At 56.8% G+C, this 12,316-nt stretch carries 18 protein-coding genes; 17 read left to right on the top strand and 1 reads right to left on the bottom strand.

Annotation, left to right across the window (positions count from 1 at the left end; all coding sequences use genetic code 11):
* From LXM55_RS32630 to LXM55_RS08255, 16 genes are all read left to right on the top strand, one after another.
* A partial coding sequence (locus tag LXM55_RS32630) for an AlpA family phage regulatory protein (RefSeq protein ID WP_442799746.1) occupies nt 1–128 on the top strand: 128 nt, incomplete at its 5' end.
* Nucleotides 129–434: a helix-turn-helix domain-containing protein gene (locus LXM55_RS08325; protein WP_233319941.1), complete on the top strand. Its 306-nt coding sequence runs from the start codon at nt 129–131 to the stop codon at nt 432–434.
* Nucleotides 431–1,105, top strand: a complete 675-nt coding sequence (locus LXM55_RS08320) for a KilA-N domain-containing protein (RefSeq protein WP_233319940.1) — start codon at nt 431–433, stop codon at nt 1,103–1,105. Before LXM55_RS08325 ends, LXM55_RS08320 begins: the two co-directional genes overlap by 4 nt.
* 475 nt (nt 1,106–1,580) lie before the next feature.
* Complete coding sequence (locus tag LXM55_RS08315) at nt 1,581–1,835, top strand: hypothetical protein (protein ID WP_233319939.1); 255 nt, start codon at nt 1,581–1,583, stop codon at nt 1,833–1,835.
* Nucleotides 1,832–2,131, top strand: a complete 300-nt coding sequence (locus tag LXM55_RS08310; protein ID WP_233319938.1) for a DUF3077 domain-containing protein — start codon at nt 1,832–1,834, stop codon at nt 2,129–2,131. The genes LXM55_RS08315 and LXM55_RS08310 overlap by 4 nt, the downstream gene beginning before the upstream one ends.
* Before the next feature lie 127 nt (nt 2,132–2,258).
* On the top strand, nt 2,259–2,486 hold the full coding sequence (locus LXM55_RS08305; protein ID WP_233319937.1) for a hypothetical protein: 228 nt from the start codon (nt 2,259–2,261) through the stop codon (nt 2,484–2,486).
* Nucleotides 2,483–3,364, top strand: coding sequence for a toprim domain-containing protein (locus LXM55_RS08300; RefSeq protein ID WP_233319936.1), 882 nt, complete (start codon nt 2,483–2,485; stop codon nt 3,362–3,364). The genes LXM55_RS08305 and LXM55_RS08300 overlap by 4 nt, the downstream gene beginning before the upstream one ends.
* On the top strand, nt 3,351–5,141 hold the full coding sequence (locus tag LXM55_RS08295) for a DUF927 domain-containing protein (protein WP_233319935.1): 1,791 nt from the start codon (nt 3,351–3,353) through the stop codon (nt 5,139–5,141). Before LXM55_RS08300 ends, LXM55_RS08295 begins: the two co-directional genes overlap by 14 nt.
* The gene (locus tag LXM55_RS08290) at nt 5,138–5,500 is read left to right on the top strand and encodes a hypothetical protein (RefSeq protein WP_233319934.1); all 363 of its coding nucleotides are present in this window, start codon (nt 5,138–5,140) and stop codon (nt 5,498–5,500) included. The genes LXM55_RS08295 and LXM55_RS08290 overlap by 4 nt, the downstream gene beginning before the upstream one ends.
* On the top strand, nt 5,497–5,811 hold the full coding sequence (locus tag LXM55_RS08285) for a hypothetical protein (protein ID WP_233319933.1): 315 nt from the start codon (nt 5,497–5,499) through the stop codon (nt 5,809–5,811). The genes LXM55_RS08290 and LXM55_RS08285 overlap by 4 nt, the downstream gene beginning before the upstream one ends.
* Nucleotides 5,808–6,416 carry a hypothetical protein gene (locus tag LXM55_RS08280; RefSeq protein ID WP_233319932.1) on the top strand — a complete coding sequence of 203 codons (609 nt, stop codon included), beginning with the start codon at nt 5,808–5,810 and terminating at the stop codon, nt 6,414–6,416. Before LXM55_RS08285 ends, LXM55_RS08280 begins: the two co-directional genes overlap by 4 nt.
* 106 nt (nt 6,417–6,522) lie before the next feature.
* Nucleotides 6,523–6,855 (top strand): hypothetical protein, encoded by a 333-nt coding sequence (locus tag LXM55_RS08275; RefSeq protein WP_233319931.1) that lies wholly within the window; start codon nt 6,523–6,525, stop codon nt 6,853–6,855.
* 13 nt (nt 6,856–6,868) lie between these two features.
* Nucleotides 6,869–7,447: a tail assembly protein gene (locus LXM55_RS08270; RefSeq protein ID WP_233319930.1), complete on the top strand. Its 579-nt coding sequence runs from the start codon at nt 6,869–6,871 to the stop codon at nt 7,445–7,447.
* A gap of 45 nt (nt 7,448–7,492) precedes the next feature.
* The gene (locus LXM55_RS08265; RefSeq protein WP_233319929.1) at nt 7,493–7,936 is read left to right on the top strand and encodes a hypothetical protein; all 444 of its coding nucleotides are present in this window, start codon (nt 7,493–7,495) and stop codon (nt 7,934–7,936) included.
* A gap of 640 nt (nt 7,937–8,576) precedes the next feature.
* Nucleotides 8,577–8,786: a hypothetical protein gene (locus LXM55_RS08260; protein ID WP_233319928.1), complete on the top strand. Its 210-nt coding sequence runs from the start codon at nt 8,577–8,579 to the stop codon at nt 8,784–8,786.
* On the top strand, nt 8,783–9,415 hold the full coding sequence (locus LXM55_RS08255; RefSeq protein ID WP_233319927.1) for a Fic family protein: 633 nt from the start codon (nt 8,783–8,785) through the stop codon (nt 9,413–9,415). Before LXM55_RS08260 ends, LXM55_RS08255 begins: the two co-directional genes overlap by 4 nt.
* A gap of 420 nt (nt 9,416–9,835) precedes the next feature.
* Here the strand turns inward: LXM55_RS08255 and LXM55_RS08250 are convergent, their stop codons facing one another.
* Nucleotides 9,836–10,717 (bottom strand): DUF2971 domain-containing protein, encoded by an 882-nt coding sequence (locus LXM55_RS08250; RefSeq protein WP_233319926.1) that lies wholly within the window; start codon nt 10,715–10,717, stop codon nt 9,836–9,838.
* 604 nt (nt 10,718–11,321) lie between these two features.
* Here LXM55_RS08250 and LXM55_RS08245 point away from each other — a divergent pair.
* Complete coding sequence (locus tag LXM55_RS08245) at nt 11,322–11,972, top strand: hypothetical protein (RefSeq protein ID WP_233319925.1); 651 nt, start codon at nt 11,322–11,324, stop codon at nt 11,970–11,972.
* The last annotated feature ends 344 nt before the right edge of the window (nt 11,973–12,316 follow it).

Genomic DNA, 12,316 nt, shown 5'->3' with positions numbered 1-12,316 from the left:
ATCCGACCTTTCCTAGGCCGGTCCCGTTGAGCAACAGTAAATCGCGTGGGGCCCCTGTTGCATGGGTCTTGGCTGAGGTTCAGGAGTGGGTTCGCCAGCGCATTGCATTGCGAGGGGAGGCTGCATAAATGGCCGATCAAAAAAAAGGCCAACCCAATAAGGCCAGCCCGGAAAAATCTCACCTCCACAATACCAGCAACCACGCCCAACTAGTGCGGCTTATTCCACACCTGCGCCTGGGCCCGTCTGACACGTTCACGATCATGCGCGACCTGAACATCTGTCGTCCTGGTGCGCGGATCTGTGACCTGAGAAACGCCGGCTACAAGATCATCACCACTCGAACCATGCTCACCGATGAGTGGGGACGCACCCACCGCGGCGTGGCCATCTACACACTGATCGCCGAACCAGGCCAGAAGGTGGCGGCATGAAGACTCGCATTATTCCCTTCGACTACCAGGGCCAGGCCGTCACCTTCAATGCCGATGGCTGGATCAACGCAACCCTTGCAGCCGCCCGCTTCGACAAGGCACCTAACGACTGGCTGCGCCTTGGCTCCACCGCGGAGTACATCGAAAAGCTGGCGAGCAGGATGAACGAGAGTAATACGGGAAAATCCCGCATTACTCTGGTGACGACCCGTCGAGGCAACACCGCCAACAGCGGAACTTGGCTCCACCCCAAACTCGCAGTGAAGTTCGCCCGCTGGCTCTCTGTGGACTTTGAGATCTGGTGCGACGAGCAGATCGACGCACTGGTACGCGGTGACCAGGCCAACTGGCAGCAAGCACGCCAGCAGTCGGCAGTGGGCTATCGCGGCCTGTGTGATGCGCTGGCGATCGCCTACGAAGAGAACGGAAAGACTCCACAGCGCCACCACTTCATCAACGAGGCCAAGCTCATCAACCAGGTGATCACCGGCCAATTCGCCGGCCGCAACCGCGACGAGCTCACCGCACATGAACTGTTGCTGGTCACCCTGATCGAGATTCGTGACGTGCTGCTGATCGGCCAGGGCAAGGACTTCGCCACCCGTAAAGCATCTCTCCTGCGCTACGTTCAAAGCCTGACCGCCAAGCACCTTCGGAGTGATGCCGCATGACGACTATGCTCATGCATCACGATCAACAGTCGATAACTCTTCTTGCCAGTAGTCGCGCCCGTCGGTATGGTTTGCCTGTCGCTGCAAAATCAGCGACCGACCTTGGCGGGTCGATCAGCAAAAGGCGCAACAGCGCCCCCATTTCGATTGCAGGCGCTTTTTTTGTGCCCGCACTTTCGTGTTATGGCGGGTTGCGCAGGAGCACCCTCGGGTGCGTCGGGTTCCTTTTGCCCCGATCCGCCAATCCTGTGCAACTCGCCACCCTTTCCTGCTTGGCGGCAGACCGTGGTGGTTCCTCAGCAAAAGGAGCTACACCTATGAAACACGCCCTCAATCCGTCCGCAATTCGCGTCTTTGCTCACCGCCGCATGGCCTTGAGAGCCCTCCGCGCAAACTCGTCCCTGCCCGTTCGTCTCGCTCGCTGCAACAGTCACATGGCCATCGTCCGCACCCTGGAAGCACAAGGAGAGGCGAAATGATCAGCTCACCTCGTAGCGCATCTCTGATCGGCGGTGAAGCCATCGACCTGATCCACTCCAGCCGTGAGCAGATCACCTGGCTTACCGCATTGCTCAATGCTGTCCGCGCCGATTTCATCCATGGCAAGGGACACAACGTTAAAGCCCTAACTGGTCTTGGTCAGTACCTCGGAGACGACTGGGCGAACTACCTCGATTGCCAGACTACCGAGCTGCAGGAAAAGCTCGATGCGTTGGAGGGCAACCAATGAACCTGGCGAACATCAACACCGCAGAAGGCCACCGCTTCCACCCAACCGGCGAAGCCACCAAGCACCAGGCACTTTTCATCGTTAACCCCGGCGTTCCGATCGAGGATGCAATGGAAAGCGTGTCCGACCTTCTCAGCACGATCGACGACTCGATTTACGCCGCAGCGATGGGCGAGCGTTCACTCGTAGGCAACGAGGCGTGGCTGGTGAAACACACCTTGGATTCAGCGCGAGCTGTAGTTGATTCGCTGAAAGAATCCTTGATCAAGCAGCGCCTCAAAGCAAACAGGGCCTAAGCCATGACGACTTTTCAACAGCGCATTTTTGCGCTGACGGGATCGGCTTGCCTGAAAAAAGCCACAAAGCTGTTTGCCCGGTGCGGCGGCGTAGTTTTGCGTAGTGCTAAGCACCTGGAGGTGGAGCATGAGTAACGTGACTCCGATCAAGCGCAAGGGTAGCGGCGTGCCGCCCACTACTGGCGCGCACATCGACAGCGCCAGCTATGCGCTGCTGGTGGAAACCCTGGTCGGCTTCCTGGAGCTACGAGTCTCGGAGGGCGACCAAGGCCGGCACTGCAAAGAGCTGGAACTCCTAACACAAGAGCTGGAACGCTTGGCCAAGCGGTTTACCCCGCCGAAGGGGGCCGCATGACTGACGCAACGATCCAATTTCGTGATGCACTCCAAGCCGTCTATGGCCAGCTCGACTGGCTTCCCGTGGCCGACGGCGCCATCCATCGTTTCCGCGTCCCGGATGACAAGCCCGGCAGCCTCAACGGCTGGTATGTGCTGTACCTGGATGGCATCGCCTCTGGCGCGTTCGGCAGTTGGAAAACCGGCGGCGCCAGCACTTGGTGTAGTCGTGAGCCGGTGGACGCCCACGAAGCCGCACAGATCCGTGAGCGAGTGGATCAGGCCCGGCGCCAGCGCGAAGCCGAACAACACCGGCGCCAACAACGAGCGGCAGAGAAGGCCAATCACTGGTGGCGCAACGCGCGGCGCGCCTCGCCAGACCACCCGTATTTGGTCGCCAAGGCTGTTCGCCCCTACAGCTTGCGCCAGCGTGGTGCTGACCTTCTGATCCCGCTGTACCTGGATGGCCGCTTGGTCAACCTGCAGCGAATTGCTCCGGACGGCAGCAAGCGCTTCCTGTTCGGCGGCCGGATCAAGGGCACCTATTCGCCGCTAGGCATCATTAAACCCGACTCAGCGCTCTGCATCTGCGAAGGGTGGGCAACGGCCGCCAGCCTCCACCAGCACGGCGGATACGTCGTTGCAGCAGCCATGAACGCGGGCAACCTGATCCCGGCGGCGATGGGCCTTCGTGCCCGCTATCCGGGACAGGCAATGGTTATTGCCGGCGACGACGATCGGCTCACCGATGGAAACCCAGGGCGCAAAGCAGCAAGCGCCGCCGCAGCCGCCGTCGGCGCCCAGGTCGCTTTCCCTGAGTGGCCAGAAGGCTCCCCCGGCGACCTCACCGACTTCAACGACCTCGCCAACTGGAAACTCGCCAATGTCCAAGCCTGACACCAACGTGATCAACCTTCGGCCAGATGCAGCGACCATTGCGCCTGATCGTCCCTGCTGGGCTGTGTACGAGCAATGGGTCACCAATGAGAAGGGGCGCAAGCTGCGCCCTGGCGTCTACTGGCACGGCTTTAAGCGTGCTCCAGACCAGGACGACGCCGAGGGCGATACCGGCGACCGACCTATCACTGATGAGTGGATCGCCAGCCCGGTAACCGTCGTCGCCCGCACGACCAACAGCGACGATGGTAGCGAGGGGCGTTTACTACGCCTGGTGACCGAAAGCGGCATCAAGGAATGGATCATCGCCATGGAGGTGTTCGGGGGCAGCGGCGAGGATGCCCGCCGCGCCTTGTTCGGCATGGGAGTAATTATTGCCCTCAAGAAGCGCGGCACCTTCATGGAGTACCTACTCGATCAGCACCCCGCCGAGGTGTTCGCCACCACCAGTCGGCCAGGCTGGCATGAGTCGGGAGCGTTCGTGCTGCCTGGGCGCACCATCGGCAGCGACAAGGTGCGTTACCAGGCCAGCAACAAGGCCCAGGTGTTGTTCAGCCGCCGCGGCGAGTTGGCGCTGTGGCAGTCGGAGGTCGCCGCAAAGTGCGCCGGCAACCCGGTACTCACCTTGGCGATCGGCTGCTCACTGGCCGGCCCACTGCTCAGCCTGGTCGGTGTGCTGGGTGGTGGTGTTCACCTGGTGGGCGACAGCTCAAGCGACAAGTCACTGGCGCAACTGATTGGCTCGTCGGTATGGGGCGACCCCGGAGTGTTCGCCGCCAGTTGGGACATGACCAAGGGCGGGCTGGAGATCGAGGCATCGAGCCGTAACGACACCATCTTGCCCCTGGACGAAATCAAGCGCGCAGACCCCAAGCGCGTACAGGAAATGGCCTACTCCCTCGCCAACGGTCAGGGCAAAGGAACCATGACCCGCGAGCGTGAGGGCCGCGCCAAACTGAGCTGGCGCTTGCTGACACTTTCCAGCGGTGAGCGCTCCCTCTCCGAACACGCGGCCATATCCGGCAACGCCGCTCACGCTGGCGCCGAGTTGCGCATGGTCGACGTGAACGCCGGTACCCGCACCCATAGGGCCTTCGATGAATTGCACGGTCTGGAGGGCGCGGACTTCCACCGCCAACTCACCGTGGCCGTTGGCGCCCACCATGGCCACCTTGGGCCAGCGTTCGTCGAGAAGCTGCTCGCCAGTGATGACAGCGCCGGACTGCTCGAAGACTTCGCCGGGATACGTGCCACCTTCGTGGAGGACAACGCCCAGGCCGGTCGAGTGGCAGATCGGTTTGCCGTCATTGCACTCGCGGGGGAAATGGCCATCGCCTATGGCCTCCTGCCCTGGGAGCCCGGTACCGCCCTAGCTGACTGCCGTTTGCTCTATGGCGAATGGCTCAGTCGGGTTGGTAGCGGAAACGCCGAAGACCGCCAGATCCTCGCCGGCATCCTGGATTTTATCGACCGCCACGGCAGCAGCCGCTTCTCCGACATCGATGACCAAACGCCCGACACCAAGGTATTCAACCGGGCAGGCTACTGGGAACTAGTGGGAAACAACCGCCTGTACTTGTTCAACAAGCCGGCACTGATCGAAGCAGCCCACGGCTACGGTCTGTCTCGCATCGTCAAAGCACTCGAGGGAGCGAACGTAATTGCCCGCCGCGACAACGAGCGCAAAACCAAAAACTACCGCCTCCCTGGGGGAGGCCAGGCCCGCCTCTACGTGATTGATCCAGAGGTCATTGACCGCGAAGGGGGTGGCGCATGACCAGCCCTCAAACACTACCTCCGCGGATTGCCCAAGTTCACAGGAACCTAGAATCGCTGGCAACAGTGGCAACACCGGCAACGGCCTTACAGGACGTGGCTTACAGCCGTTGCCACCCTGTAAAAAGAGTGGCAACAACTGGCAACGCACACCTGATTTTCAACATAAGAGACGGCATCGCCCCTCTCATTTGGTTATCACTGTTGCCGGTTCAAAACTGGTGGCAACGATTTGGAAGCATCGGCAACGTCTGGAGGCCACGGTTTACGGGGCTGTTGCCTTTGTTGCCGTTGTTGCCGGTGTTTTTGAAATCAGAGGAACATTGGATTACGAGTAATTGCAGCGAGGTGGTGGTATGAGCCTTCTTTCTGCGCTGCTCGATCACATGCAGCCCATCGTTACCGCTGCCTCCCCCACAGAACTTCGGAGCAATCCTGAGCCTCGCTCGCGCCTGGTGTTGGTCAACCACGCCGAGCGTGCCCCCCAGTTCAGCACCAGCCCGCACGCAAGTGCCGCCTCCGCCACGCTGGAATGGCGACAGGCACGCGACCAATACATCAACCACATCATGGCTTGTCGATCCTGCTACGCGCCTACAGGCCGCCATTGCACGGCTGGCGCTCACCTGCGCGCCAGCTACGACGCCACACCTATGGAGGCGCACCAATGACGCCCAGCCTTATCACTCGCTTGTGCGACATCGCTTTGAAGCCAGGCAATAGCGCCGCCACCCGGCTCATCATCACTCGGCGGATCTGCCGCGCCATTGCTGAGCATCTCGACGCTATCCGCTGTGAGCGGCGAGCCCTTCGCCGGCAGGCGGGCAAGTTGAAAGCGTTCCTCCCCTTCACCCGGCAAGCCATTGCGGAACTGGAGGAGCAGGCCAGCGAACACCAAGAAGCTGCCCGCAGCGGAGCGCAGAGCGCACTTGCTGGGTTCGGTCAGTCATTGATGTTCGACCGTGAAGGGCTGGCGCAGGCAGTGGGCTTCGACCTGATGTGCGACCTGCTGGGCGTCAATCCAGTACATCGCCAACAGGCCAGCGCAAATGGCGACACCAGTCTTCGTGGGGTGGTGTACCTGTCTCAACTGGAAGACAGCGCCGCCCGCAAGAGTGATGGATGGGGAGCCGGTGGCCCGCTTTACCGCGCCTGCCACGCCGCCATGATCCAGTTCATCAAGGAATGCCCTGAGCATCTGCTACCCGATCCCTTTGCACCTGGTGCGCCGTTCGGCCCGAAGCTACCACCCAGCCTGAGCATCGTCGGCAAATAACCATTTTCCGCGCCACGTTTTGCAGATCACGAAAACGTGGCGCGACTCAGAGCGACTCCAACGGGCGGTAGCCCATGACCAGCGCCAGCGGCGCACAGAGGACAACATGACAGATCAAAACCTCCAGATGCTGACTCAGACGTACCGAGAGCGTTTCGTGCAAGCGTGCGAAGCCCATGAACTCGAAAGGCATGAATCACCAGCAAGGCACGCTGCTTACCTCGTCACCGTTACCAGTACCGGCCAGAAACACTACGTTGATGGACCTTTCTTCACCTACGCAGAAGCCGAAATCTTGGCGGCGATTCTGCGCAAGTCTTGCAGGAGCGCCAGAGCCACCAGCTCCTTTTACCAAGATCACCCAGCTATTACCCAGAGATTGATCAAGGACTGCCAGGACAGCCGCGCCCGTCTGGCCAAAGACCTTGAGCTCAAATAAGGAGCCAAGCCCCATGACAACCTATACCGAGAAAATGCAAACAGTCATCGTTACTGACCAGCTAGCCAGGATCGCTGGTAGGACCAAGCACCGGGTCGCCACCAGCAACGGGCTACGTGACGTAATGGGTTACTTCAAGCGGTTCCGCGGGTTCGAGAAGTTCATGATGGAGGCAGAAAGCAAAGGTTTACGGTTTGCGGTGTTCATCGGAAGTGAAAACATCGGCGAGGACGACCTCGGCAAACCGACGGGCAAAAAGGTCATTCGCATTGTTCCAGTAATTACTGGGTCAAAGCGAGCGGGGCTGCTGCAGACCATCGTCGGAGCAGTCTTGATCGTCCTATCTCCATTCACCAACGGTGCAACGCTCGCTCCAGGACTTGCTCTTGTTGCAGGCGGCGTTATCCAGATGCTCAGTCCACAAGCCAAGGGGCTGGGCACTCAGGACACTCCCAACAACCGCCCCAGTTACAGCTTCAACGGAGCCGTGAACACTAGCGTCCAGGGCAACCCTGTCCCGCTGCTCTATGGCCGGATGATTGTCGGCAGCGCAGTTATCAGCGCCGGGATCTATTCCGAAGATCAGATGTAGCCGCAGGTGAGTTACAGTCGCGATTCACATCCGAGGACGAACCCCATGCAAAGGACTTTTGCCACTCTCATCGTTGCCAGCGCTGCCGGCCTGTTGGTTGGCTGCTCAAGCACGCCAGTTGATTCAGCATCTGCCAAGCCAGTACCGGCCGATAGGACATTAGCATTTCAACAGGACGTTCCGGGCGGAGCGGTGCTCGTTGTGAGTCGCGACAATGGTTTTTGGGCGTCGGGAGGCTGCTATGCGACAGTTCTCATCGACGGCAAAAAAGCGGCAAGGATCAATACCGGCGAATCGGTGACGTTCAGGGTGAAGCCTGGGCGGCATATTGTTGGCATTTCTGGTGACGAGGATGGCAACGGGGTATGCGCCTTTCAGGTCGGCCAGCCACTGAAAGAGACAGCCTCTGAGTTAAACGCTGGCGAGGTCCAAAAATTTAGGATTTCGGGGACGCAAAATGGAACAGACATTCGTCCGAGCTCAATCTAAAAAACCGATCAAAGCAGACCATGTGATCCAACTGAGATCGTATGGTCTGTCTCGCCGGCCGGCGCGCCGCGGGAATGGTTGCCAGGATTTGGCGTCATTTGCCCCTGGAAAGCCTTCTCGCGGTAACCACCAAAAGTAACCACCTCAGTCTGAACGGATCTCCGCTACAAAGCCGCCCAGCGCCTTGCAACCTCAACAAATCTCAACATTCTGTCCTGCTTGGCCAAGCCCCAGCACCGCGCTTCCAATGTCAGGCTTTGTCAGGTTTGCCGCGACGACCAGATGACAAGTTTTGACAAGTCGCTGGCGCTGAGCTGATCGGGTGGTATCCACTCAGATATCCATGGTTTCAACCATTACAAGACGAATACCGGAGGTGATGTCCAAATGCGCCGAGCATCAACCCCTTGTCGCTTCTGGTCGGGTCAACAGATTCGACGGTCGGTACTAAACGCAAAGTGAGAAAATGTGAGAACAGGCTACAATCATGAGCACCAGTTGCTCCGATGACCGCGCCGGCGCCTTAAAGCAGGAGCGTAAATTTTCTTGCGATCTTCGTCAGCGAGATCGATAAGTAAACAGGACACACGGCCTGCGCCGGTGTCGAAGTTTTAGGCCAACCAGAATTAGGGAGGTAACCATGGCTAAGAATTTTTTGGATTTGAAGACAGATCCAGGTCTATTGTGCGCACTCCAAGGGGCCTCGCAACATAAGCAGACTGCCGCCGAAATGTTGGAGCAACGCGTCTCGTTCGTCTACGGGTCTGTGAGCTCGAAGAACGGAGTCACGCGTGAGCAAGTTCGTAAGCTGATCCTTGAGCAGGAAGGAGTCGAAGGGGAAAAACGTTGATCCTCTTCGAACTCTGCGGTAACACTGAGCAAAATCCAGTTTACCAAGAACTGGAAGTCTCCAACGGCAATCGGCAGTACGACTTTTTGCGGTCTATAGTAAGCGCTGCATTGGCTGTCGATCGCCCGTTCCTGTCGAACCACATCATCAAGGCATTGAATTTTCATGCCATTACCTGCCTGCATACGAATGCAGGCGAGTACCGCCCTTGCCAAGTCGTCGTAGGCAACCATATGCCCCCCGAACACTACCGTGTCGAGGCGCTTATGGACGATTTTGTAAATATCGTGAATAGGAGTTGGGAGCAATCAGACCCGGTGGCGCTAACAGCATTCGTGCTCTGGCGACTAAACCACATTCACCCATTTATCAATGGCAACGGTCGGTCAGCTAGGGCCGCTAGCTATTTTGTGCTGTGTGTAAAATCCGGTGGCTGGCTACCAGGTACTACAATCCTTCCGGAACTTATTTGTCGCGACCGGGGTGAATACGTTCTAGCACTCCAGCGAGTAGATGCATCTTTGACCCAAGGCCCAGTTGATCTGAACCCGTTACATGAACTGTTGTCCCGCCTCATCGCAGAACAACTTGCTACGCAGCAGGCTCCCGCTGAGACACCGCCGAATTAGCTCCTTTGGACCATGAGCCGGGAAGCTTGGCTGACGACGTGAATCAAGTCTGGCCGTAACAGTACAGGTAACAGCTGAGCGCGCTATTTCACCCAGCTTTACACGCACTCTCTGCACACCCCCTTAAATGCCTGAAACTTCAAACTACAAGCCATCGATACACACCTCACGTAACCCTCGCCAGCAAGTCAGCCCCCATAGTTCGCACCATGGTTCGCAAGCCCTTACGCAAGGCTGGTGCGAACTTGGCGACCTGATTTTTGAGAAATCTATAGGCTATCAGACGTTGGTTTTCACCGTGATTACCAAGACTTTAGGCCGTGGCGGGTGGATACCTGAATACCAGTGAAGGCTATTCGCAATCCCACGGTGAGTTCGAATAACTTGGAAGGGGCAAGATATTATCGTGCTGCGACGACTCTATCTCGGTACTATATGCCTCTCAAGTCTTCCATTGTGTTCTTTGATTTTGTACAGAGCCGTAGCCGGATATTTGGCTGACAGCAGGTCGCAAATTTCTCTTTCTGTGTCTATTGAGGCTCGTGCTCCAAGGGTGACTGATTCGAGCTCTTCGGGATAAAATAGGTAGTCTGAAAACTGATCAGCGAATCCAGATTTTGCTCGCGCGATAGCCCGCCATTCACGCTCATAGCTCCATTCTTCATGCTTTGTATAATATATCGCTTTTGATGATTTTTCCCGAAGCTCGGGGGTGTCCCCATAAAGCAAAAAATCTAGCCCTTTACCAACAACTGGCTGGTCTCTTGAGTAGTGAACTTTTTTGGCTTCGAGCAGAGGTGTGTCTAGGCTTTTTATATGCTGAAAAGCTAGGACGCAGCCTTTGTGGTTTTCTGCGTAGTTCCCCCACATGACCTGATTGTCGAACTCGGTAGTAAGGCACAAAACACGCAATTTGCTTATATGTTCTTCAGAAATTAAGTTTCTGAGTGAATTTTCGATATCGGAGTCTATTCCCTTGGCTTCTATGGTTAGGGCTTGAATAGCATGCTCTCTGGAGTATCCTTGATCTCTCAGTTTCACTGCAAGAATTATTAATATTCTAGATTTGGATGTAAGTCTATCGGCGGCTTTAATGTTTTGGTTGTCATATACTAATCGCGCGATAGCCTCTGGAAAGTCCTTGAGAGACGCTTCGACTGTTGGGTGAAAGCGCGGCATTCGCTTTAGTTCGGACAGGTCGTTGAAGAGCAAAGGGCTCGACCAGCGAAGTTTAGAGTTTCTCAGAACCTTTAAGGTCGTTGAAGGTGTAATGTATTTGTACAGTATTTTGGGAAGTGACATGGGGAGCGAGCCCTATCTATTGCCCCGGCAGTGCAGTATGCACTCAGTCGCGGCCTTGTGACTGGAGGTTGTGTGATCGTGCGGCACCAGGGCTGCAGCATGCCGCACTCTACCTTTCCGTCCCCTTACAGGATAGGGAGAATGATGGCCTATTTTATTTCTACAGTTTTGTTCTCGGGCTCCATGATCTGGTTTGCTTTGACCACGCTTTGACGAAATGTGAGGCAGGCATGAGACGGATTCGGCGAGCGTGGCCGCCTGAGAGCCCGTGGCGGCCCCTGCGGGCGGGGCTCACGCATTAGATTCGGGGAAATCCCGTATCACATCGCCAGGACACTTTGCCGCCGGCGGACGCAAACCACGTAAAGGTAATTCCGGATATTCATGGCGCCGGTGCTACGCTCTCTCTCGAAGCCAACAGAGAGTTCGCGCTAAGGCTCGCCTCCCCAAAGATCGGACCTAGGCAGCCCGCTGCCTTCAAAAACTTGCTTTTTCATAGAGCGCTACTGCTTTATAGTCAATACAGATAGCTTCCTGGTCGAAGTAGAATGGTAGCGGGGATGAAGGCAATATGGCCGTTTCCGTTATCTAAGAAGTGGCAACTATGCTTGAGCAAATTCAAAGCTTTTCCAATAGCGGTTCTGCAATCGTTACAGCACTTGCAGGAGTCGTCGTTATTCTGATCACTGCCTTGGTCAAGGCGCTGGAATTTTACGATAGCCACTTCGTACATAAGCGATACAAGCGTTTGAAAGAACTACGTAGTGATCAGGTGGTGGAGAGCCAACTTACTACGTATCTCGATGATGCAATCCAGCTTGAAGGGTTTCACATCGCTTCGGGTATTCGTGCCAGCTCCGTGAAGGCAGCGGCGTTGCTAAAGCTCGCCCAGTTGGGGCTTTGGGATAGGAAGCAGATCCGACAAGTCGCCAAATACTTGGTCTGTACTCCAGAGAATCCCACACCTTTTATCAGAATCCGGCGCTCAGACGTAATTGGCGCTTGGGTCGGAATGCTCGCAGCTATGATCTTTATGGCCGTTGGAGCTATCCTGGGCATCGCAGTCATGTTGAAAGCGGGGCCACCTTATGGATTTTTCATTGGGCTTTGTCTTGTCTTTACTTTTACCTGCGGTAGCGCTTTATTCGCTACCGGATACAACGAATACAAGAACGCAAAACGTTTTGAACAGTATCTGAGCGCCCATCCTGAAACGTTCCTCCCGCCGCAAAATCGAAATTCAACAGCAGAGTAATCGGATCTTCCAAATAAGTCCGAGTGACCATGGGAGCCACAGCATGGTCATGTGGTTTGTACCTTGGAGGCCTGCGGCACTTTGAACATACTTTGTCGGAAGGTGAGGCAGGTATGAGACCGAATCCGCATGGCCTGGGCGTTTAAGGCCAGGTGCCAAGCCGTGCTGGTATAAGTTGTGGCCGGCGCCGTCTCACATTGCTGGTGGTGACGAGCGCTTCTGTTACCACGCTTTGACGGAGTACGGATCAGGCATATGGCAGTGGCTCTTGTAGCCGTGCGTCTGAGGTCTGGTCGGTGCTGGAGGCCGGCAAAGTAGTGGAGCTGGCCATCTCATACCCCTGA

Source organism: Pseudomonas sp. Au-Pse12 (genome assembly GCF_021341665.1).
Classification (GTDB): Bacteria; Pseudomonadota; Gammaproteobacteria; order Pseudomonadales; family Pseudomonadaceae; genus Aquipseudomonas.
This window is presented reverse-complemented; position numbering and strand designations above follow the sequence as displayed.